Genomic DNA, 22,848 nt, shown 5'->3' on the forward strand with positions numbered 1-22,848 from the left:
CGACGAATCCTATATTTTTCAGTGCTTCAATCATATTTTTATTTTACGAGTTTATAATGGTTGGTGGCTAACCGACCTTTTTCTGGGGAGGTTTAGCCGCATGTTAATCGTCTTTATTGGATTGAATGTATTATTAAAGATACTTCGTCTTTTTGGTAATGATAAGTTTTTATTATACAAGATGTTTTTTGTAGTGATAAAAACACTTTAACCGATGCTTCACAATAGGGAGACAAAGAATCAAATAGGACTAATTCAGTAGAATCCCATTTTACTTCAACTTCTTCTATCGGTTCTGCCCCAGTTACTATATCATTCTCCAGAAGTTTTTCCACCGTTAGATAATCGGGAGCATACTTCCAACGAATTATTAAAATTGCTCCATCTTTATTTACTATGCGTGTAGCCATCGGTTCATCTCCCATTACCAATAAGACATGATTGTCTATATAGATTTTCCCCAAGTAATCTGTTACGCTACATATAGCATTGTAGTCTTCTTGACCGTTCCATTGATGGGCATATTGTTGCTCAACAATGACAAATGGGCTTCCTTCTGTTGCAATCCAATTATTCATATTTTTTCTCAGCGATTAATGTCCGGTGGATAATCAATTTTCCGGAGAGATTTATCCGCTTGTTACCCACGTATTTATTCTTTATTTTTTCGATTTATATGTATATCGCTTATTTCTGCTTTTCCTCCAAAACAGAGTAATTCTTCCACATTCAGATTATCCAACACTGCATATACAGATTCTTTTGTCATACTTTTAACGCTTAACATCTTTACTTTTCTCAATTTTGGAGCATTTACAAGGCTTGTAATATCAACCAACTTATTTAACGTATCAATACAGACTTCAGCTAAGTTGTTTAGATTGGCTAAGTTGGGTATCTTAGTAATATTAGCTAACCAAATCAATTCGAGTTTTTCAAGTCCTGTGAGTGTACTGACGAATGAAATATCATCCAATTTGGATATTCTAAAAAGTTTCAGTTGGCGCAAAGTTCTAAAATCACTCAAAACAGTCAAGTCTATTTTTGAACTGTCACACCACAGAATAGACAAGTCCTTGATAAGCATTTGTTTTAAGAAAGACAAATCCTTATTTTTGACAGCTCTTAATTCTAACTTTCTCAACTGACTTAAACCTACGATAGCTTCAAGATTCTTATCTAATTTCCCAAGGAATAAGGATTGGAGATTTTTCAAGCGCAAAAGCCATTGGCAATCAAACACAGGCTTTCCACTCTTCAAATCCGCATCTATATGTAAATGTTCCAACTGGCTTGGCAAAGTATTGACAAAAGAAAAACCCCTTAAATCATAAATATCTAATGTCAATGATTTTAGATTTGACAAACTTGAAAGAATAGATAAGCCAGTATTCTTATATTCAAAATCGCCTATTACGATATTTTGTACATCAGGAACAAATCGCAGGAAATCCAGATTCCAACCATTGAAATCATCTCCATATCCAAATTTTTTGTCAGCCCCTCCATATACACGAAAAGAAATATCAGGACGTAATATAAATAAGCGATTCAATTTTTCGAGAACAGTATTAGGAATATAATCGCTTATTTGAACTCTCTTGATAAGTTTTTCCTCGCTTATTTGATGAATTATGGATTCAGTTACATCTTCAGCCATGTAACCATCTTCGGGATGTCTTGGAATTCTTCCAAAACTGCGAGGAGTAAATATTTCAATTTGTGTTCTAAACATATCTTTACTACGTGGGTAATGTTTGGCAGCGTTCCGCTTTAAGCGGTAGTGCTGTTTGTTAGTGATTCATTTATGTTCTCAATTTCCATATCAAGAAAGGTTATATACCATTCTATAAATGATATTCTTTGCCCATCTTTCAATTTCGGTACAAGTCCACTATAATCAGCTCGTCCATCAAACCAAATATGTCCTTTTTCATTTCCATTCACCACCAATAGAAATGTACATCCATGTCCGAAATGACTTATTTGCAGACTGCCTGCAATATGGGAGGTACTAATATACGCATCAACAATTTCCGTTTCCGGGTATCCCTCGTCCCAATTAAAGGAAGTTATCCATTCTTCATTCCAACTATCTTGATATGGGAATTTTTCATTCAAGGAAATATTAGGTTTATCTTTTAATTTGAAATCAACAATAGCTTTATCAAGAGGCAATAATCCATATCCCGGTCCGAAACCTCCATTTCCTATTTCAGAAATAAAAGTTCTGTAATCATCAGGAAGAGTTATACAATGTTTATGCTCAAACTCCTTAATATCTTCTTCAGATAGACAAGGATTATAAGACACCTCTTGTTCCTTTACTCCAAAAGATGCAAATTCTTTATGGCGTCTTATGAAAGCCAATTTTTCTAATATTTCCTTTTTTTGATTCATAATCACTAATGGTTTGCAGCTTGCCGCCGTTAGGCAGGACAGGTGTATGTTGTAAGCTAAATTTCGTATTCAATCTTGTAATCTTCATATACATTGAATACCGTTTCACAATCTGATAAAATACTTTCAAGCAAAGGTTTGACCTCACTATTCCAATCTAACTTACCCAGCCCTGCACCTATTTTCGGTAGCGACACGGTTTTGATACCTCTGCTTTCGCACACTTTTTTCAAGCGTTTCAAACCTTTATTCAGATATGTGAGTTCCGCATGATACATATCGGGTTGTGTAGCGATGTAGATTATACCCGGAGAGAAACCTTTGATTTCTCCTATAAACACATTGCCAGCCTGGAACTTAGTGTTTCGTGTGTACTTCTTAAAGAGTTTTTGGATTTCAGGGAATTGACTTGACAGCTTAAAGGCAAGCCCAGTTCCTAATCCTTCTTGTGAGCCAACAGCTACACCTTGTGCTATGTACTCATCTTTACTCTGTAATATATCTCCCGAAATGTATTTTATCATATTGTTTCCGTTTTTCTATTGCTTATAATGTCCGGCGGATAATCGACCTTTCTGGGGAGATTGAGCCGCTTGTTATCTGCCACTATTCACTTTGATAAGTTTCAACTACATACAAATCAACGTTAGGATAATCGTTTGAAACTTTGTTCAAAACAGCTTTTACATCATCCCATTTTAATCCTCCTAATCCAGCACCGATTGCAGGTAAGGCTATTGCCGTTACATTATCACCACTGGCTAACTCAAGCATCTGTATCAGTGCCTTTTCGATATACTCTATTTTAGCTCGTGTTCGCCACGTTGCTTGAGTGCCAAGATTATATATATGCCCGTTGCCATAATCATAATCAAATACATCTCCGGGGCAAAACTTGTTTTCTTTGCACAATAGCTTATATTCAAGATACATATCTGGATATTTGTCTTTGAACTGCACGGCAATGCCTTTACCCATTGCACCGGCGCAATTACATCCGTGCGCATAACTACTTACACCCTCAATGCGGAATATGTCGCCTTTCTCAATATACCTAATCATTGTTTTTTCTTTTTTATTGTTATTTTATTCTGGCAGATAATGTTCGGCAGATAATCGACCGTTAGGGAGATTCATCCGCTTGTTATGTGCCTTACTTACTATTCCTCATATTTCTCAGCATTTTCAAGCCCTCGTATAAAATCCTCAAAATTTTCTGCTAATGTAGTTATTTTGAAATCTGATTCCTGATCGATATGCACAACTTTTGGTTCTCCGAATGGACCACATTCTCGATAATCCAAGAAAATCATATCATGCCCAGCACTCGGACAGTCACAAATAGCCACACCTATTTCCGGATATCCCCATTCATCAATCATAAACTGACTGCCAATTTCTCCACATAGTGAATAGTCCTTTTCCCTACCTATACCGTAAATGCCAGTTATAGCAATATGGTCTTCAGCCCAATTTGTGGGTGAATCAGTAGGGAAGCATGTATTGAAAGGGATGCCTCCATTATGCTGCTTCATCAGCCATATATAGGAAGCTGGCAACTTGTATCCTAATTCTTTCTCTACATCGGCTATCAATTCATCAGTTGGGGCATCACTGATATACTCCTTGCGGGCATAGTAATTATCATCCCAAAAGTTTGTAAAATCAAAACCTTCAAATTCTTGTTTCATATTCTCATTTTCTTTTTTTGTGGCACATAACGTTATACTATCAGCCGATTTGGCTGTTATTTTCTTTAAGTATCAGACCTCGTCTTCCTCCATCAACAGATCGTCCAACGGGCTTTTGATATTGCTTTTGAAAGTGTCGGCTATGTGGACATACCTTTCCGTTGTCTTGATGTTGTTATGTCCCATAAGCTCTTTCACAATCTTGATGTCGGTTCCTTGCTCCAGCAAGTGGGTGGCGAACGAATGGCGCAGCAGGTGCGGATAAATCCGTTTCGTGATTCCCGCTTCCCGAGCCGCAGCCTTCAACCGTTTCGACACGATACTCTCGGTGAAAGGTTCGCCCGGTCTGTGTTCAAAGAGCCACACTTTCGGTTTGTATAGTCTGTTATATTCCGTCAGCTTTTTCATCAACGGTTTTGACAGCAGGGTGTAGCGGTCCTTCTTGCCCTTTCCCTGACGCACCCGTATCAGGGAGCGGGGGTCGTTGATGTCGCCGGGTTTCAGTTCCAGCAGTTCGCTGATGCGCAACCCTGCGGAGTAGAGTATGGAGAACATACAGAAGAAACGCAGGTCTGTCACTGTCACGTCGAGTATTTTCTTTATTTCCTCCTTGCTCAACACGTCGGGCAGCGTCTTCTCCCGTTTGGCACGGTTCACCTTGTAACACCGCCGTTCCTGACCGAGAACTTTCTCGTAATAGAACTTGATGGCGTTGATACGCTGGTTTTGCTGGCAGGAGGATATGTTTTTCTCATGGATGAGATACAGCAGGTAGTCGTTTATCTCGTCGGGAGTAACCGTTTCAATCTTACGCCCCTCGAAATATTGTTGGAAATCGCGGAAATAGGAGGTATATACCCTTACGGTATGGTCACTGTAACGCACTTGCTGGAGTTTTTCCAGATAACCTTCCGGCAGTGGCGGCCGTTTGTCTTCCTCTTTACGGGGTGCGGTTTCCTTGATGGCGGAATAGTCTATAAACGCCATTTTCACATAGCGGTCGAAGAACTCGGCAAGCACGAAATTCTCTGCCGGCAGATAAGCTCTGCCACCGACAAGCAGTACGTTTTCTTCCTTCGACAGCGACAAGCGGATGTCATTGTCATTACCGAAAGTCACTTCGACAAATTCTCTCCCGTTTCTTACCACAGGAGAAAGTTTGATTTTGGGTTTTGGAGTATATATTTCCATGTTTTTTAAATTTTACCGGTCCCACTCGTTCAGGATTTCTCCGCTTATGATATCATATCGTATCCAGTGTCCCGTCTCGCGTCCCTCGGTGTATTCGCCTTGGACTGCGATATCGTCCCGGTCGATTTCTTTCCACGAACCGTGCTTGTAGCCGTTCTTGTACGAGCCGGATTTGTAGGCGTACAGCTTGCCATGTAGGTGGGCCGTGTATTCGTAGGGGCCGTCCAGTTCGCCGTTCTTATAGTGGCTGACGGTTTTGCTGACCCATCTCTCGGTGGTATCCTCGCTGATTTTCCATTATTTTCCCTCTTTCCGGTCGTCGGTATAGTTTGCCTCGTAGATCTGCTTGCCGCTTTTCGGGTCAAAGCGTTGTTCCTTGCCGTTCCGCTTGCCCTGCCTATATTCCTGAACCATGTCCGGCTTCCCGTCGCTGAACCATGTCCTTACCGTACCGTCTATCTTCCCGTACTGCATGGGTGCTTCCCGTTGCGGTGTCTTTCCGTCCTGATGATAGGAAACGAACAGACCATGCCGTCTGCCGTCGGTATACTTGCCCTTTTCCCGCAGGCTGCCGTTGCGGAAACGCCTGTACTCGCCCTGCATAACCCCTTTGGAAAAATGCACTATTTCCTCATCCTGCCCCCGCAAGATACGGAATTTGCCCGATAGCGGACGTTTTCCGCCCTTCAGATAATGGACGACTGTTCCATGCTGTTCGTCCGTGGTGGTTCGCAAGTCACCGGATTCCACGATCCGCTGTGCGAAGGCAGAACAACACAGCAGCGTGAGAACGATGGCCGCAAGCATTTTTCTTATGTTTCCCTTTACCTTTCTCATTCGTCCGGATATTCAAGTTTCAATGTCATGCCGTCCAAAGCGATGCCTTCGCTAAGCGTGATGGCAAGTTTCTGTTCTTCGGAGCATCCTATGGTTTCCCCGTCCTGCAAGGTGACATCATCCGACAGGATATAATGCACGATGTCCATTAGGAAATCACGGATGTCACTCAGATCGGCAGGGGCATACACTTCGATTTCCTCTTTCCCGAATTTTCTCAGTCCGTAGGTATAGATGCCGGGGATTCCTTTCTGTGTGCGGTAGATGCCGAACCATACCCAGTCCATGACGGGCAGTTCATCTTCTTGCAGGAGTGCGGCCATATCCCTGTAAAATTCGGGTTGGAACACCATACCGTCGGTATATACCGCTGTAGCGTAGGACTGTTTCAGGCAGGAAGACGTGGCTCTGGTGAACAGTTTGGCTCTCTCCAGCAGGTTGGATTGGTCTCCGGTCACGGATACGAGGATATGAGCCTCGTGTTGTCGTGCCACTTCTGTTGCATCTTTCCACAGGTAGTTGCCCTGTGCATAGTGTTCCGCTTCTCCGTTGGGTACGGGACCGGGCATGATGGCTATTGCCAATGTCATGCCGCTGAACATTCCGACAAGTACGTCCCCGTTGTCGTCGTCATCGGTAAGGACGATTCCCCAGTCTTCCTCGAAGTCATGGATGAACTGTTTCTTGTCCCATTGATTTTGTGAAAGCAACACGGACGAGACAAAGCATCCTTTGATATTATCCTTTTCCATATAGTTCTTTCTTTTTGAGTCGTCAATTATTGAAGATTCTTGCGCAAGATAGGTATTTTACCCTGATTCCTTGGTACTTTCATCTGTTAATATACGATAAATGCAGGCCCTGCCTGTGACTTTACAGATAAAGGTTGCGCTCCGTTCAATAGATGCGCACATACTGTACTTCCCCGTCAAGCAGTTCAACATAGCGGTTGTCGGAAAAGCGCAATGTCTCCAGAGTCCTGCCTTCCTTCTTGACTTCCGATTTGTGGTATGGTTCGCCCCACGCGGCGATGACCATTTCCCTCGTCATGCCGGTATCGACCTTGCGGAAGGCAATCAGCTTCCCGTATTTCTCGCCGTACCGTTTTTCCAGCTGGCCGATACGTGCCGTGCTTACAAACTCGTACACCTCGTCACCGCCTATAGGAAATGCTTCCACACGGACACCGTCAGCACCTTCCATCAGCAGAAACGCCCCGTCACTGTTCATCTTCAGGCCGATGTCCACACAACGGTACTCCGCACCTTCAGCCGGGGTGATTACCTGACCGTCCTCGGTCTCGACGGCCTTGGCAAGTGACAGGAATGTCTGTCCGACAAAGCGTTTCAGTTTCTCATAATACCCTATACAGGTCATGCTCAGCGGATACCTGAATGGGTTGTAATACATCTCATCACCGCTTTCTTTTTCACGGAGCAGCAGGCAGCATCCAGCCGACAGGTAGTCTGTCTTTGTCCAGACCTTCACTACCTCGTAATATTTCCCCACTACCTCTTTAGAAGGGGTGGTACTGATGTTGACCGCCTTGTACACCGTTCGGTCATCCCCGGTAAGGAAATTGACCGTGTAGAAAGCATCCCAGTAGCCGTTCCTGTCATTTTTTACCCCATGCATGTACAGGGTCTGTCCCGGAAGGGAAGTGAAACTCCGCTTCTCCACGTTCGTCAGGCTGTCATAGGGGTGGGCATTTGTCACCGTGTACTCTTTCAGTCCATCGTTCTTGGGAACGATGTTAAGCTGTGCATGGGCATACATCACCGTGCACAGGAAGAAGGTTATAATTGGAATTGTTTTCATACTCAATCACTTTTTAAGTTTACAGGTGGCATCCGGGAAAGAGCACTCAGCTATTTGCCGGAAATAGAGAACAGGTACAGAGACAGTCCTATCCCGACGGCAAGAATCACTCCCAGCCAGAACCGGAAAGTTTTCGGACCGAGCAGATTCATCCAGAAGTTACCTCCTGTACTACCCGGACGGGAATACGTCCACTTCCAGCCACAGATGACACCGACAAGCCATATCAGAAGCAGGCCCGCCACGACCAGATAGCCGTAGCGGGGTTCCTGCTGTATCAGATTCGGAAAATCCTTTATTTTATCCAACCATTCCATATCTCACCGGTTTATTTTTTCAAGAGCGCCGCAAATTCTTTAAGCTGTGGCAGTCCGTCAAAGAAATCAACGTCAAATTTGGCCGTTGAGCCGTTGGCGAGGGTGATTGTCAGAATACCATTGTCGTAATTGTAGTTTGAACTGGATATTTCCGACAATGTAAAAGAACGCATCTCAACATTTCCTTTCACGATGACCGGGTATGTCACCTTATCGCCGTCAACCGTGATGATACAGCTTTTGGCAGCCAACTTGCGGGCCTTATGTATCTTCCGCCAGGCTCTGAACAGCATGTACAGTCCGACAAGGGCAAGGATGATGGCTGTTGGTAACGGTCCGAGGATGCGAAGTGTACCGACTTTTATACCGAAAGGATAAACTACCGGTACTATTATCAGTCCGGCACCGACAAGGATTTCAGTCAGATCGTCCTTGATGGACGATTTGGAAGAATAATTGAATGTAGCCATATTCGGATATTAGTGAAGTTATTCGTTCGGTGATATTATTTTATGAAAAAGTACCAGATAAGCAGAGCCGCGGTGATGATTATGGACAGGACCGTCATGGCCGACCTGTATTTTTCGACAGCAGGCGATTCCTGCGGAGCTTCAAATTCCAGTATCGTAGGTGCTTGGCCTATCGCGCTATTAGGAATAGCCTCTATCTTGAACTCGTTGGGCTGTTTTTCAATGCCGATCAAGGCATAGGCACAATCAAGCTGATTGGCCTTTCTTGGCGAGAATACCGATTTGCTGAACAGGATGACGCCGTCATAATGATCGCTTATTTCCATTACCGAATCCATATCCCGTTGTCCTGTCAGTATATGACGGCCTGTATCAGGATCTACTATGTAATAGTCATAGCCACAGGACTGTACGGAATCATAACGGATTTCACCGATTTCCAGCGTATCCACTTCAGCCTTGATGCTCTGAAGGGTGGCCTCGTCAATTTCAGTCCCTTTCAACGGGCAGGCATACAGGCAATAGCGGCTGTCTTCGTGCATCACGGTTCTGATGGGATAGAGGTTTACTACTTTGCGGTTTTCCAGTTTGAGGTATGTCTTAGACAATTTGCCGATTGCTTTCCCGTTATAACCGGCCGGAACAGCACCTCCTTCAAGAATGGCTGACAGATTTTTAAGTTCGCTCATGTTGTAATTCTTTTTATTCGTTTTCGATTATTGTTGATTATTTGATTCCATTTTCTACAGTGAGACAGAAGTTCACCTCCCTGTACAGTTGTTCCAGCAGATGTTCGTCATCCAGCGACTTCCTGCCGGGACGTAAGAAACCGTCCGGAGTGTCGGATGCGTAGTAGAACATGTTCCCGTTGAAGGAGAGCATCAGGTCACGGCTGAAGGATTTCCGCAGGGCGGTCAGCTTCCGCATCATCGCCGGGGTGAGCACCATGCGGGCTTCCACCTCGTCATCCGCGTACACGGCAAAATGCCTCTCGAACTCCGGGTCTTCCAAATGTACGAATTTTGCCCCGTACTTTTCCTTCATTCCCTGGATTGTTTGCGCCAGGTAGCCGATTTTGTTTTCCAGATGGTCGGGCAGCAGCATCACGTAGCCCCTGAAGGTGCGGTTCAGCTTGCAGCACCCGAACATGCCCCTGAAACTGTGCATCGTGCTCTCTATCCTGACTCCGAATATCGGACGGATAAAATACTGGTACGGCACTTCAAGGAAGTTGAAGGCCGAGAAATCTTTCGAATTGGCTGAAGTCACACCGGCATCCACGACAGTCATCATGTCATTTCCGACGGGAATGTCAAGACGGCCGTAACAGGTCGAACTTACCGAATTGCCCGATGACAATGCCGTTCCGAACAGGCGGCTGTCCGCAAAGACTTTCGGCTGTATGGAACCGGAAGGATTGTACCTTGCTCCCGGGAACAGCAGGTAGATGATGTGGGCCATCGTGTAGGTTTCCCTCTTGTTCAGCGCGGCAAAACATTTCATGAATGCGAAATGAAGTACAAAAAATACGGCAAAGCCTATCATGAGGTATTTTCCCGTGGTGACGGAAGTCTCATAGTCAGTACGGTCCACGAGGAATCCGCCGAAGATACAGAAACCGAACCACACGACGGTACACAGATAGACAATGGAGGTCAGGATGCGGAACACAATCCGGAGCATCCTGATACGGGACATCTCTTTCTTCATGTGAAGGGAAATGCCCTTGAAATCTATATTCTGACTTTCTTCCATGCTTTACTTGAATAATTCTCCCACTTTCACTTCCTTGATCTCACTTTCCGGGAACTCTATCAACTCCTGCTGCTCATGCTTGCGCCAGGATGCGATTATCGACGACGGAAACATTTCAATGTAATTGTTATAATCGGTAGCAGCGGCATTGTAGGTGCGCCGGATTGCCTGCAGCTCATTCTCCATGTCCTCGATCTGGACCTGAAGATGAAGGAACTGCTGGTTCGCCTTCAGCTCCGGGTAGTCTTCCACCGCCACATTCAGTCTTGACAGAAGCGAGGACATTTCCGTACCGCTTTTTATCTGCTCGGACTCTGTAGCGTTCGAAGCCCTTGACCGCAAATCGGCAATGCGGGTGAGAATCTCATTCTCGTGCCCCATGTATGCCTTTACGGATGCGACAAGATTGGGGATCAGGTTATTCCTCTGTTTGAGGACCACGCAGATACCGCTTCTGCATTGCTTGACCCGGTTCTTCTTTGCAATAAGGCTGTTGTTAGTGAATACTGCCCATAAAATAATTATGAGCAGTACCACGATAATACATATAACGGCTATAATCATATTTTCAGATGGATTTAGACATACAATTCAGCCGGTATGACTCTGATTGTCCCTTCCCAGTAGAAGTGGGGGACGATGCCGTCTGAAGGAAGATAGCCTTGGGGAAGTTCCTTGTAATAAAGGACAAGTTTCCTTACTTCCACATCGGCGCCTTCCACGATTTCACCACTCAGTTTCACGGTTGACCAGCAGTCCTCCTCCTTGGCAAGACTGACTACGCCCTCACATCCGGGAGCTACCGGCTGCCTGCCTTCACACATGTTGCGCAGCTTTTCCATCACTCTCTTCAGCCATTCCACATCGTTCATGTGTCCCTTGTCCAGTGCGTATATGCCAATACCATGGAAAGAGTCGTCCTTGTGCTTCACGCCTTTCCACGCCTCTGCCGGGGCACTGACAATCCCCGCGTAAACGATATATCCTTCCGTGAATTTTCTCAACCACTTGCTTTTGCCCAGCCATGGTGCCTTTCCTGCAAGTTTCTTGAAGAACTCGGTCTCAGAACTGCGTGGCGTCTGCATGTACGGTTTCATCTTGTCAAGCTGTGTCGGGTTCTTGTACAGTTCCCTGTCTCGCTTGGCTTCTTCGGCCTCCTTTGCACGCCGTGCGGCCAGTTTCTCCCTGTATTTACTTACGTCAAGACCTTGTGCTTCCATTTGGTCAAGATCATTCTCTGTCATGGTTTTCTCCCATTCTGTTGCTGCATTTTTGAAAAGTGCCATAATCGTAAAACTTTTAAGATATTGTTGATCCTATTTTTTTCGGATTCTACCATTCGATTGCCTTCCAAGGGGAATCTTCTTTATTGAGAAGCGCTCCCACGACTTCATCCGCAGTCTCGTAGTCATCTGTTTCGCCTCTCCATATTCCGCGTCCCACGGCAAAGCTGTTGCCGTATTCTTCCCACGAATTGAAGGATTCCTTGGCTATGCCGGCAGTGGTTCTGATGGCTTCCCACATTTCGTCTTCATTGATGTAGCCGCAGATGAAAGCCCAACGGGCCATGTTCACGGCACGTACAAGGTCCCATGCCAGCACGGTTTCGGGCAGGTCCGCTTCCGTCGTTTCATTTACTCCCATTACAAATTCAGCTATCGTGAACGCATCGCCGATCTTGCTGTCCTCGTCCGCCTTTTCTTCCTCGGTGATGGCCTCGATTCCACGCTGGCGGATTTCAGTCAAGGCCGGATCCGCACCGGCATGTTGGCCTTCGTTCAGCAGCCATGAGATGGTCTCCAGGGCACTCTTCCTGTCAGTAACTTCCCACCATTCCTCAAGCATTTCCTTAAGGGTGTCCGTGCCTGCTGTACTTTCAAGGGAGTCCACGTTGTCATCGTTGTATAGGAACAGAGGTGCCCCATAAGCCAGAAGTCTGTTCTGTTCAGGTGTCAGGCTGTTGTCGCCCTTGCGGGTGATTTCCCAACCTGCATATACGTCAAAACCGTCCGAGAAATCCGGTAAACCTTCCGGCATGAATCCGGCATTCATTGCCTGCTGCATCATGTTCCCTGCGAACTCGATGTTTTTGCTGTAGGTCTCCATTATCGCCTCGGGATCCTGGGCGGATTCTGCCATCATCTTTGCCTGGTATGCCTGTGCCTCCGCAACTCCCGGGAACATCTCGGCCGAGTCCTGCATCAGCTTTTCATGCATCTTCATCAGGTCGGTGCCTTCAAATCCGGGTACGTTGCCATACAAGGCTTGCGCCTGTTCCAGTGCTGCTTTCATGGCCTGAGCCTGTGCTTCTCTTGCGATTTCCTCGGGTGTCTGAGGTGTCTTCTTGGTTTCTTCTGCCATATCTTTCTAATATTAAATTTGTTAATGAATATCTTACCTGTTTATTCCGCTCCGTTTTCAAGAAGTTTTTCCACGATTTCGTTGAAGCCGCGCTCTCCTGCATAGTACAGGGCGGTGTGCTGGAGGTTGTCTGAGATGCTAACATTCGCGTGAAATTCAAGCAGGACGGACACAAAATCGTTGTGGCCCTCCTTGGCTGCAAGAATAAGCGGGGTTTCCCCGTTGTCATTCTGTGCGTCAACCGCAGCTTTGGCCTTCAGCAGAGCCTCGCCTATAAAGCGGTTACCTGAAATGGCCGCGTAATGTATCGGGGCATTGCCGCTCAGCATAGCTTTGCCGGGATCGGCTCCGGTCCCGAGAAGAAGGTTGACCATGACAAGATTCCCCTGCATACAGGCGAGTATCAGCGGAGTCTCTCCGCCGTCATTCGTCGAGTCAAGCATGGACTTGTCTGACAGGAGCAGCGTGCGGACAATTTCACCCTGTCCGTTATACACGGCCTGATGAAGCGGGGTGTTGCCACGTGCATCCCGGTCATTCCCGCACGAGAGTCGGGCGACCACTTCCCGCAGCCCGTGGGCTGTGGCATAGTCGATGGCCTTGTGGCCGGAGGCATCGGCGACCTCCGTATCGGCTCCCTGATCCATCAGGAAAAGGGCGGCATCTGTACGCTTGTTGTCAAGCAGGCATATTAGCGGGGTTCGTCCTTCATTGTCCGTCACGTTGATGTCGGCCCCCTTCTGGAGCAGCTTCCCGAGGATTTCCTTGTTGCCGCTCCGTGCCGCCGCGTGGAGCGGGCTTTCGGAACGGTTGTTGATACATGACGCGTCGGCATCGTTGTCAAGAAGCAGAGCCACTATGTCCCTGTAACCTTTCTGACAGGCATAATAAAGAGCAGTGTTTCCTTCCTGATCCCTTTTGTTGATGTCAATTCCTCCCTTTTTCAGGAATATCTGGACAATGCTTTTCTGCCCGTTTCGGCAAGCATTGAGAAATGTCTGGTTGTTGTCCATATATCTTTGTTTAAGAATATTTCAATAATAGTCTTACGAGATTGTCATTGTTGTAGTCTGCCGCCACGTCCATGGCCGTTTTGCCTTCATTGTTTACGGCATTTACGTCAGGCAGCTTGAAGTCCAGCAGGAGTTCAATCGCTTTCTGTGCCATGCTGTCACGACAACATGCCGCCACATAATGCAGGAGGGTGTTTCCCCGGTTGTCCGTCTTGTTCACGTCAGCTCCGGCTTCGAGAAGCTTTTCGAGGATTTCCGTGGGGTCGTCAGAACCGGCTGACCAGCCGTAAGGCACATATTTTTCGTTCGCCTTATGACCACCGAAGAGAATCATCATGGGAGTTTGGCCGGAAAGATTGGCGGCGTTGGGGTCGGCCTTTCCCTTGAGCAGCCAACCGAATGCCGTTTTACCCAACCTGTAGCCGGTATGGCGGCAGGAAAGGGCAAGTGCCGTGTTGCCTTCCGTATCAACAGGAAGCTCGGGATTCCAGCCTTTTTCCTTCATCAGGTCAAGCAGCCCCTTGTAAACCTCGGTATCCTTGCAGAAATAGTCCTTACTCACCCATACCGAAAAAGCCGTCTCTTCATTCGGGAAACGGTAATTCGGATTCGCTCCGCCGTTCAGAATCATGGCCGGAGCATCCTGTATGCTGTCAAACCAACTGAACGCACAAGCGAGGGGCGACTTGCTTTCAAAGTCATACATATCCTTGTGCTCACACACCGTCTGCAGGTCTGCACCCGAACGCAGAATGGCATCCAGTGCCTCCATATCCTTCATGTACATAGCCTGGAATATGTCCATGTTGCCGTGCAAGGCCGAAAGTTCGTCAACATCGGGGTCGCTTCCGGAAAGGAAGGCCGCGATCTTCATCGCCTTGTTCTCTATGGCGGCATCCCAGGCTGTCTTTCCACTGTTTGACTTGTCTTCCGGATCGGCCTTGTCTTCTTCAACAAGCCTTCTGGCAAGTCGGTAGGCGGTTTCGCCATCATCCTCCAGCCTTGCAATCCTGCTCCTGATTTCCTCTATCTTGTTTTCGGGGTAACGGTATTGTACGGATTCGTCCAGTTCCTTTTTCGCGAACCGGATATCCCTTCTGATGTCGCCTGAAGCGGCACAAAAACCGAAAAGCACGTTCTCGCCGTTAAGGTCGGTTGAGTTGACGCGTGCTCCGGAATCTATGATCGCTTCCGCCATCTTGAAATGACGGTTCCTTATGCACTCGATAAGGGCCGTCGTATTCTTGGCCGAACGCGGTATATTCGCTCCTTGTTCTATGAGCATGACGGCTATTTCTTTCAGTTTGTCTTCATCTGCACAGCCGGCACTGGTTCTGCCGAGGATATGAATCGGGGTGGAACCGTTTGCATCCTTCGTGTTGGGTTCGGCATCACGTTCAAGAAGTATCTTGACCCCCTCCGTGTCTCCATACTGGCAGGCAAGATGCAACGGAGAACGGTCTTCGTACTGTTCGTCGCTGTCATCGACGGGCACTTCCCGGAGCGCCTGATGAATTGCATCCTTCGGCTGACTTGTCGAATAAAGTCTGTATATGTCACTGTATTTCATGGTTGTATGTTTTTTATCAGTTCTTCAATGTGTTGATATTTATTGCCCAAACGGGCGTGGATAGTCCGCACCTCCGTGTGCAGGTGCAGTCTGGCCGACACTTTCGCTTTCAGCCTCAACAGTTGTACGGCGGCGAGGTTATCGGGAGCATCCTCCGGCATGGGACAACCGGCAGGGCTTTTTTCGTATTCCCAGCGGAGGACGGCTTCCGGCAGGTTTTCCGGCAGACGTTCCGTTAACGGTGGCAGCAGCCTCTCCGCTTCCAACAGCAGGGAACGGCAGTCATTATACAGAGAAAGGTAGTAGTAGCATAACGCCTTGTTGTAAAGTGTCGGCAGGTCAGACTTTCCTGCCTGCGTGAAACAGGAGAAGGCAAAGGCATATTCGCCACTTACCATATAGGTAATACCTGCGGAAAAAAGTTCTTTTTTCTGGGATTCAGGCATGGTTTGTTTATTTCCATATATTCCAATCATAGATACTTAAACACTAAAAGAGATTTCAGACTGTTATGGGTGGAAACAAAAAACCGACGATATTCGGGCGCAGAGAACGCTCCCCAGTACCGTCGGACCATAAAAATATCCTGCCTTTTTTGAGACAATATGGCAGAGGATGAGTATTTATAGGAACTTTTGTCGTAAGACAAGGATAACCCCGGATAATTGATTCCGGTAATCCATTGTAAATTAAATGTTTTATTATATATTGACGCGCGATAATTGTGTGTGTGTGTGTGTGTGTGTGTGTGTGTTTACACGAATTTTCCACACTGCCAAATTATTAATACACTTTTTAAGGGAATATGTAAGGTAACTAATGCACACAAGAAAAACGTCCGCTTTATGCGAAGCTTCGCTCAAACAAATATCATTTGTTAAAATCGAGCGACATTTTACAATGTATCCATTGTCATACATATCAGTTTATTAGAGTGAATACTTCTTCAAATACAAAATTAGAAAAATGTTTTGTTCTGCAATGAAATAACCGACACTTTTTTCAGGGAAAAATAAAAATGGCTTTATTATAATTGCCTTGTACCATAGAAAACGGGCAGAGAGCATGCAGTTGCTCATCTGCCCGTCCTGTAGGGAGAACCGTTTCATGCCGCTATCGGATTCACTTTCAATGTAGTCTGAAAGATGAACGCCTCTACTTTCATGTTGATTATGAAACATTGTTGGTGTGCGTGATAAGACTTCATGCCTTATTCAAACCTAAATCCAACGGGCACAAAAACAAGTAAATAATTATTCAATGTCTTGAGATTATTAAATACCGCAAAGGCAGTAAGGAATATAGCAGATTGGATTATTCTAAAAGGCCAAATTTATATCTTCTTTTGGCGGCATATTACAAGGAACTTGCCACCCGTTCAGGGGGGCTCTTGTGGAAACGGAACTAACAAACAAGCAGTAATTTCGTTTCTTGTTCATGGTAAAGACTACGACAACAAATCCGGTAGCGGTATTTACTGTTATTTAGGTCAGCCACGGGTTTCGATACGGGTCATAATCTGTTTGGAAAGTAGCCAGTTGCCAATCGGTAACCGGCTTTTTCGTGTCATCGACTTTACGGGGGATTTGTGGATTAAGTCGCAATTTGGCGGCATCATTAAGCCATTTCATGCTGTCCTCGTAATCGCGCATACGGACAACACTGACATTATTCGGGGCAATGAGTTTCGTGAGCTCGTAGATAGCCAATCGAACCATATGCTTCTTGAGGTTGTAGTTTCGTGGATCGTGTAATGATAGGTTTAGACCGACTTGCGGCGTGTCCGCGTTCACATCCGTTTCCGGGTAAAATACCCGTCCGTCATAAACTACATATTCGTGTTCCGACAATTCGTAGGCATTGTATGATGAATCGTAATCGGCTATGGCTCCCCAACAGTCGGACACCATAGGGTCAAGATTGCAATCGAAACAGTCAAGCGTCATCAAAGTATAGAACGCCCCTTCATATTCAACGACTGACCACAGAGGATACTCGACAGGCTGCCATAACGTGACTTCCGTCTCGATCCAACCGCCGACCATCGGGATACGGATATCATCGAACTTGTACCCGTTTTCGGCAAGGCAAATATAGACAACACCGTTGTAGTTTACTTTATCACCCGGATAATAGGTGTTGAACTGGGAGTAATTTACAACTTGTCCCGCATCGACGTGGATATCGGAACACTCTTCCCAATAGATTGCCGTTGCCGGCTTGCGATAGCCGCTGACGGAGCGTATCACCTCATGGATTTGTCCCTCGAAATAGACATGCACACCCACGGGATAGGTAATTCGATGGTCGTATTCGGCGATATATTTTCCTTTTGCAAGTTCCTTTTCAATCTCGTAGTTCTCTGACAAATATTCCACAATGCTCATCTCCGCCGATTCTTCCGCCTGGATGAATCGTGCATCATTGCCCCGCGTGAGTTGTGCTAGTGCTTCCGGAGTAATTATCCCAAGATAGTCGTCATTATTGAGAAACCGTCTGTACATATCCTTGTTCCGTTATTAGTATGAAAATCCTTCCTGAATTACCGATGTGGAGACCACATACCCGTTCCCGTCGCCTCCGCTCTTGAACTTGTACCAGCTGTCGCGCAGGTAGTAACAGAGCAGGTAGTCAAGGCAGTCGGACAAGTGTCCATACCGTTCATATTTGACACCGGTTTTCGGGTCGGTGGTCTTCTGTTTGCTCTTGGTACCGTCCTCGTTACGAAGCTGGTAAATCAGATCCTGGGTAAGTTTGCGACATTTGATATCGATTTGTATCTCCCAGCCTTCATAGCCCCCGAATACCTCGTTGACGAACTCGCACCGTGTAGCCTGCGGAGGCTGCTTGCGTAACAGCTTTACCTTCGGTCGCAGGATTCCTCTGCCGAAAGTGTCCGTGATGATGGTATAGTTGTTGATGCCGTCCTCGTTGGTGGTGGAGCGTTGTAACCCGGAAGGGTCACCGGTCACATCCACTCCGCCAATATGCTTGTCCCGGTAAAGTTTTAAGCGTACTTTCCGTGCCAACGCAGGTGTGTTGTTCTCCTTTTCCTCCGGCTTGCCGAGTATCTCTTCCAGTATATAGACCTTCCTGTTTTCATAGTCTATTTGTGCGGAGAGCACCGACATTTGGGGGGCAACATTGAAGTCCCACACCGTGATGAGCGGCTTGGTCGGATCGTATGCTTTTTCTTTCAGTCCGGTAACGAGATGCCGGGAGCCGTCGAAACTGTTATAAATCGCCATATCGTTGGCTTCCACGAAATCCCAGTTGCCATAGAGCAGGCGTTCCTTTGTCGCCTGGTCCCGGATCTTGTTCAGGGCCGCCTCGTACACCTGACGGAAAGCGATATTCGGGTTGTCAAACACGGAAAAAGGTATATACGCTTCACCCTCGCGGCAGATGACCTTGTCTCCGTTTTCGTCCTGCACGAAGCGGGAACGCACCCAGTTAATCGTCGGATTGGTGGTGAGCAGCATTCTCGGGGTCTTGAATGTCTCATGGGTTCTCCAGCGGAGACGGGAGAACAGTACTTCGACGGCCCGTTCCGAGATTTCCGACACCTCATCCACCATGGCGATGGTATATTCCGAAGAGCCGAAACGCTCGAAGTTGGGGTCGCTGGGGATATCCGCCATCTCCTTCATGATGATGACCGAGTCATTCCAGAATGTGAGCGTGCCTTCGAGGTTGTTTATCTTGTAGTTTGTATCCTCTTTCAGTCCCCAGTCCTTCAGAATCGACTTGATGGTGTTCCATGTCGATTCCTTTAACGACTTGAGTGTCTTACGGGCCACCACCGCACGGATATTCTCGAACCGAATACATGAAGACACCAGCCAAACGCTGCCGATATACGATTTTCCGCCGCCGGCCGCTCCGCCTCCCAGTATCAGCTGCGGCAGGTTCTGCGACTTGCAATGCCTGCATTGAGGCCTGTACTGAGGGTTGCCTTGCTGGTCATAACCGATAAGGATTTGCTCGATCTCCCCGCCACAATGGGGACAATAGTTCGGTTGCAACAGTTTCCAGAGTTCATACTGCCGTGGGGACGGTTTGAACTCGATGCGCAGGTTTCTGGGTGGTTTGAGCCTGTTGACCGCCATTCGATTTATATAATCTGAATGGTTATGTCCCTTTCGGACTCGAGCATGGCATACAGTTTTTGGAATGTAGTACGGGATTCCAAAACTTTTCCCTTGACCGTATTCTTTCCCACGATGATACAACCGGCGGAATCTCCCTCGGTGTTGCCTGAATGGATCAGGATGCCGAGGAAATGAGGTACATCGTGCAGATATGGCATTTTTTTCTTGTACTTGGGGCTGTACTGAAGGGTAACTTTATAAGTCCCGGCAGGAATGGCGGTCTTGGAATAGACCTTTTCCTTGCAGGTACAGGAACGGCCGCGAGGAGTATCCGGACAGGTTGCCGGAAGTTCCCTCACGGCATCTTCGATGGTATTACAGAAAAATTTGCCGTCGATGGACAGGTCGCCTATGGTATAGGTCTGACCTTTGAATTTGCGGTTGAGTGTCAGCTTCATACTTCGATACTATTTGTATCGAAAGAGTAGAGACGGACGCCGGCTAATGTTTATTATATGTGTTTGTAAAAGGAGGATATTTCAGGAAATGATGTATCTTTGTGAACGGATTGACAGTATTTAATCAAGAGTTAATATGACAAAAGCGGATATCGTCAGGGAAATAGCAACGCAGACCGGTCTGGAGAAGCAGGTCGTGTTACAAGTTGTCGAAGGATTCATGGATAGCGTAAAGTCTTCCATGATAAACGGCGAGGAGGTTTATCTTCGCGGCTTCGGTTCTTTTATCATCAAACACCGTGCGGAAAAGACAGCACGCAACATAAGCAGGAATACCACGATAATAGTGCCTGCCCACAATATCCCGGCATTCAAACCGTCAAAAGCCTTTGCAGGAAGGATGAAATCAGACAAATAAGGTGATTATATGCAACAGGAGCGTTATTCAGATGCTCCTGTTACTTTATACAGGGCAACGAGGTTGGTATTGTCCGATTGGAACAGGAAACGGCCGTTGCTTAAAAGGCATTCGTGGATGGTGTTGTCATTAGGATCCGACTCCAATAAAGCCCCCGCCTTGTTTTCATCGATAAGCAGCATTTCTATGCCTTGTACGGTGGCGGCAGTTGCATCAGCAGGAATTTTCAAAAGTTCATCCATCAGATTCATGTCGTTCATAATATCTCCGTATTTGGCTTGAGTCCCGTCAAGCATTCAATGTACCAAGACCAAAAAGCGTGGGACATAACCCGTAGCACCGAGGTTCTGGTAAACCTATCCGCAAACAAGTTAAGCCCACGCAAAAGCATAGGCGAAAACTGTTTGTCCTGCGGATAAGTGAAATTTACCAGATTTCGGTGCATGACAAAAGCTAACGCTTTCCGTATTTTATTATGTCGTTCTGCCAATATGGTTTTTATGCCGCATCTGCAGAAGAACCGGCCATTATGTGATAACGACCGGACGTGTAAAGGTTATTTTTTAGACTCTTCCAAGGAAAGCTTACGAAACTCTTTCATCAGTTTTTCCAGTTCCAACGAGGTCTTACGGGCACGGGTCCCTGCGGCCTTGTTGCCTTTTTCAATCTGAAGTGCCGCATCCGTGGAGAATGTAGCATATACTTCCTGTATTTTTGAAACCAATTCTTTCATATAAATTCTATTTAAGTTATTGACCACAAAGGTAATGAAAATAATCGAGAATAAGAGCGATTTTGTCAATATTGCAAATATCACATTGGTAATCAATGACTTTTAACAGCCATTACACCGTATGATTTATCCATCAGAGAAATTGTCAAGGTGTTTACAACTTTATGGATATGTCTGGTCAGAACATTTCTTCCATCTGCCGCTTGATTTCTTCCCGCTTTGTATTCTTGTAGTAATGCTTATAGATGGTCAATGGGCTGTTACCAGCCATCTCTGCAACCACATACGGATTATTACCGGCATCTACCATCTTCGATATGAAAGAGCCACGGGCGGAATACCATGTGATGTTTTCTTTAATGCGCAGCATCTTGCATGCTTTCGTCAAGGTTTGTGAAAGGCGTGTGGAAATTTGCTTGACACGTGTAGTCTTCTTGGAAGTGGTCGTGTGTTTATGAGTAAAAACAGGAAATACATAATTTCCATAACTTTGCCCACGGTATTTATTCATGATGGCTTTTGCTTTACTGAGTAATTCCGGTTTGGCTGTTTTGGGAAACTTGATACGTTCATAGACGATGCGGTCTTCCTGGACCAAATCCCATGTCAGGTTACATACATCGACATTCGCCATACCTCCGGTATAGTAGCTGAACAGGAACAAATCAAGATGCAACTGCTCTTTTTTCGTAAACAAGGTACGGTCAACATTTGCGATTTTAGCTATGACTGTTTCCGGAACTGCTCTTGAAGTGGTTTCCGGCCAATTAATATCATCACCGAGACAGAGGAAGTTATCCATATTCACCCCGTACATCTCTTTCTTTTCTGCCTGCCTGCATACGGCACGGAGCAACCTTAGTTTGTGTGTAAGTCCGGCCTTGTTGCCATTTCTGATACCTCTTTCTTTAAGCCAAAACGCAAAGTCAAGAAGAAACTCTTCTGTAATATCCGTAAAGAAATAAGAGGAAAAGGCTTTTTCATATTTTTCCTTTGTAAACGCCTGCAGTTCACGCTTGAGATAGACATATCGTTTAGCATTGGTCGTGCTGTCGACAATCTGACCGTTCTTGATGCGTTTCTTGTTTTTGAATGTCTCTTCAAGATAATCGATCATCTGCTGGACACTCTTTACTTTGACCTCGGGTTTGGCCGCCTTGATTTCATCGAAGCAATGTGATAGCTGGACGGGCGACCAGTTCCTGCCTTCCATCTCCCAGGTATCGGCGACATGCAGATATTTGGTTCGCAAATCGAAAAGCAGTTTGTTCTTGGTAGTGGCCTCCGCACTCCCTACACGGAAACTCTGAGACTTGACATCCCAGTCTTTTAATAGCCCTGTGATGTTTATAACCTTCGGCACACGGGCGTAACCGGTCTTGAAGAAAATTATCTCCAGCTTGACCATCTTGGTGTCTTTCGGGTTCTGCTTACCCCTGATGTTAATCGTGTACATAGACTGATAACGAGTTAGTTAATGACTTATTATTAATTCGCATTAGTAGGAATCAATTGGTATTAATTAACCTACATAGAAACCTACATGAAAAGAGTAGTTTCCTTAGCGAAATAATGTTTATACGGATAAATCCGTACTTGTGTCATTTACTAACTCGTTATCAATCAACTATTTTTCCTAATCACAAAAGTTGTGTCCGAAAAAAGGGTGTGCCAAAACGTTGGCACAACCTCTTTTATATTTTACAGTTCTGCTATATTTTCTTT

Annotated in this window: 27 protein-coding genes; 1 reads left to right on the forward strand and 26 read right to left on the reverse strand. The window is 46.0% G+C overall.

Translation table 11 applies throughout. The features are described 5' to 3' along the window. Positions 1-113 precede the first annotated feature (113 nt). The 23 genes from DWZ47_RS26200 to DWZ47_RS26320 form a co-directional block, all read right to left on the reverse strand. Positions 114-578, reverse strand: a complete 465-nt coding sequence (locus DWZ47_RS26200; RefSeq protein ID WP_009316589.1) for an Imm21 family immunity protein — start codon at positions 576-578, stop codon at positions 114-116. A 74-nt stretch (positions 579-652) separates the two neighbouring features. Beyond that, positions 653-1,735, reverse strand: a complete 1,083-nt coding sequence (locus DWZ47_RS26205; protein ID WP_115649216.1) for a hypothetical protein — start codon at positions 1,733-1,735, stop codon at positions 653-655. A gap of 38 nt (positions 1,736-1,773) precedes the next feature. Next, on the reverse strand, positions 1,774-2,400 hold the full coding sequence (locus DWZ47_RS26210; protein WP_117515215.1) for an SMI1/KNR4 family protein: 627 nt from the start codon (positions 2,398-2,400) through the stop codon (positions 1,774-1,776). Positions 2,401-2,456: 56 nt separating this feature from the next. Continuing rightward, on the reverse strand, positions 2,457-2,924 hold the full coding sequence (locus DWZ47_RS26215) for a macro domain-containing protein (protein WP_008025599.1): 468 nt from the start codon (positions 2,922-2,924) through the stop codon (positions 2,457-2,459). Between the two features lie 82 nt (positions 2,925-3,006). Further along, the gene (locus DWZ47_RS26220; RefSeq protein WP_029427323.1) at positions 3,007-3,462 is read right to left on the reverse strand and encodes a macro domain-containing protein; all 456 of its coding nucleotides are present in this window, start codon (positions 3,460-3,462) and stop codon (positions 3,007-3,009) included. A 98-nt stretch (positions 3,463-3,560) separates the two neighbouring features. Further along, a complete protein-coding gene (locus DWZ47_RS26225; RefSeq protein WP_004295476.1) occupies positions 3,561-4,091 on the reverse strand; it encodes an SMI1/KNR4 family protein in 531 nt (176 codons plus the stop codon). A gap of 72 nt (positions 4,092-4,163) precedes the next feature. Beyond that, entirely contained in the window at positions 4,164-5,282 is a 1,119-nt protein-coding gene (locus DWZ47_RS26230) for a tyrosine-type recombinase/integrase (protein WP_117515217.1), read from the reverse strand. A gap of 297 nt (positions 5,283-5,579) precedes the next feature. Next, positions 5,580-6,119 carry a toxin-antitoxin system YwqK family antitoxin gene (locus tag DWZ47_RS26235; RefSeq protein WP_230324552.1) on the reverse strand — a complete coding sequence of 180 codons (540 nt, stop codon included), beginning with the start codon at positions 6,117-6,119 and terminating at the stop codon, positions 5,580-5,582. After that, positions 6,116-6,871: a DUF4261 domain-containing protein gene (locus DWZ47_RS26240; RefSeq protein ID WP_009316592.1), complete on the reverse strand. Its 756-nt coding sequence runs from the start codon at positions 6,869-6,871 to the stop codon at positions 6,116-6,118. The genes DWZ47_RS26235 and DWZ47_RS26240 overlap by 4 nt, the downstream gene beginning before the upstream one ends. Positions 6,872-7,016: 145 nt before the next feature. Further along, a complete protein-coding gene (locus tag DWZ47_RS26245; RefSeq protein WP_004328541.1) occupies positions 7,017-7,937 on the reverse strand; it encodes a hypothetical protein in 921 nt (306 codons plus the stop codon). A 50-nt stretch (positions 7,938-7,987) separates the two neighbouring features. Next, a complete protein-coding gene (locus DWZ47_RS26250) occupies positions 7,988-8,254 on the reverse strand; it encodes an immunity 17 family protein (protein WP_004328542.1) in 267 nt (88 codons plus the stop codon). A gap of 11 nt (positions 8,255-8,265) precedes the next feature. Next, a complete protein-coding gene (locus tag DWZ47_RS26255; RefSeq protein ID WP_117515219.1) occupies positions 8,266-8,724 on the reverse strand; it encodes a hypothetical protein in 459 nt (152 codons plus the stop codon). Positions 8,725-8,759: 35 nt separating this feature from the next. Further along, positions 8,760-9,413 carry a hypothetical protein gene (locus DWZ47_RS26260; RefSeq protein ID WP_004328544.1) on the reverse strand — a complete coding sequence of 218 codons (654 nt, stop codon included), beginning with the start codon at positions 9,411-9,413 and terminating at the stop codon, positions 8,760-8,762. Positions 9,414-9,450: 37 nt separating this feature from the next. After that, positions 9,451-10,479, reverse strand: a complete 1,029-nt coding sequence (locus DWZ47_RS26265; protein WP_004328545.1) for a DUF3137 domain-containing protein — start codon at positions 10,477-10,479, stop codon at positions 9,451-9,453. A 3-nt stretch (positions 10,480-10,482) separates the two neighbouring features. Further along, positions 10,483-11,043, reverse strand: coding sequence for a LemA family protein (locus DWZ47_RS26270; RefSeq protein ID WP_009316594.1), 561 nt, complete (start codon positions 11,041-11,043; stop codon positions 10,483-10,485). Positions 11,044-11,057: 14 nt separating this feature from the next. Then, positions 11,058-11,765 carry a hypothetical protein gene (locus DWZ47_RS26275; protein ID WP_018665638.1) on the reverse strand — a complete coding sequence of 236 codons (708 nt, stop codon included), beginning with the start codon at positions 11,763-11,765 and terminating at the stop codon, positions 11,058-11,060. A gap of 46 nt (positions 11,766-11,811) precedes the next feature. Beyond that, positions 11,812-12,840: a DUF1266 domain-containing protein gene (locus DWZ47_RS26280; RefSeq protein WP_009316596.1), complete on the reverse strand. Its 1,029-nt coding sequence runs from the start codon at positions 12,838-12,840 to the stop codon at positions 11,812-11,814. Between the two features lie 41 nt (positions 12,841-12,881). Continuing rightward, positions 12,882-13,853 carry an ankyrin repeat domain-containing protein gene (locus DWZ47_RS26285; protein ID WP_009316597.1) on the reverse strand — a complete coding sequence of 324 codons (972 nt, stop codon included), beginning with the start codon at positions 13,851-13,853 and terminating at the stop codon, positions 12,882-12,884. A gap of 10 nt (positions 13,854-13,863) precedes the next feature. Further along, a complete protein-coding gene (locus DWZ47_RS26290) occupies positions 13,864-15,423 on the reverse strand; it encodes an ankyrin repeat domain-containing protein (protein WP_009316598.1) in 1,560 nt (519 codons plus the stop codon). Next, positions 15,420-15,899, reverse strand: a complete 480-nt coding sequence (locus DWZ47_RS26295; protein ID WP_224241379.1) for a hypothetical protein — start codon at positions 15,897-15,899, stop codon at positions 15,420-15,422. The genes DWZ47_RS26290 and DWZ47_RS26295 overlap by 4 nt, the downstream gene beginning before the upstream one ends. 1,008 nt (positions 15,900-16,907) lie before the next feature. After that, on the reverse strand, positions 16,908-17,927 hold the full coding sequence (locus DWZ47_RS26310; protein ID WP_009316601.1) for a hypothetical protein: 1,020 nt from the start codon (positions 17,925-17,927) through the stop codon (positions 16,908-16,910). Between the two features lie 15 nt (positions 17,928-17,942). Beyond that, entirely contained in the window at positions 17,943-19,532 is a 1,590-nt protein-coding gene (locus tag DWZ47_RS26315) for a phage terminase large subunit (protein WP_004303996.1), read from the reverse strand. A 5-nt stretch (positions 19,533-19,537) separates the two neighbouring features. After that, positions 19,538-19,972, reverse strand: coding sequence for a DUF5675 family protein (locus DWZ47_RS26320; protein WP_009316602.1), 435 nt, complete (start codon positions 19,970-19,972; stop codon positions 19,538-19,540). 136 nt (positions 19,973-20,108) lie between these two features. Between DWZ47_RS26320 and DWZ47_RS26325 the strand changes: the two genes are divergently transcribed. Beyond that, positions 20,109-20,390 carry an HU family DNA-binding protein gene (locus DWZ47_RS26325; protein WP_008142902.1) on the forward strand — a complete coding sequence of 94 codons (282 nt, stop codon included), beginning with the start codon at positions 20,109-20,111 and terminating at the stop codon, positions 20,388-20,390. 23 nt (positions 20,391-20,413) lie between these two features. On the opposite strand, the gene DWZ47_RS26330 is transcribed toward DWZ47_RS26325, so the two are convergent. From DWZ47_RS26330 to DWZ47_RS26340, 3 genes are all read right to left on the reverse strand, one after another. After that, positions 20,414-20,650: a hypothetical protein gene (locus DWZ47_RS26330; protein ID WP_009316603.1), complete on the reverse strand. Its 237-nt coding sequence runs from the start codon at positions 20,648-20,650 to the stop codon at positions 20,414-20,416. A gap of 296 nt (positions 20,651-20,946) precedes the next feature. Beyond that, positions 20,947-21,123, reverse strand: a complete 177-nt coding sequence (locus DWZ47_RS26335) for a histone H1 (protein WP_009316604.1) — start codon at positions 21,121-21,123, stop codon at positions 20,947-20,949. A 178-nt stretch (positions 21,124-21,301) separates the two neighbouring features. Continuing rightward, complete coding sequence (locus tag DWZ47_RS26340; protein ID WP_004293508.1) at positions 21,302-22,579, reverse strand: phage integrase SAM-like domain-containing protein; 1,278 nt, start codon at positions 22,577-22,579, stop codon at positions 21,302-21,304. Positions 22,580-22,848: the final 269 nt, after the last annotated feature.

Source organism: Bacteroides sp. AF32-8BH (assembly GCF_003435205.1).
In the GTDB taxonomy this organism is placed as follows: Bacteria; Bacteroidota; Bacteroidia; order Bacteroidales; family Bacteroidaceae; genus Bacteroides; species Bacteroides ovatus.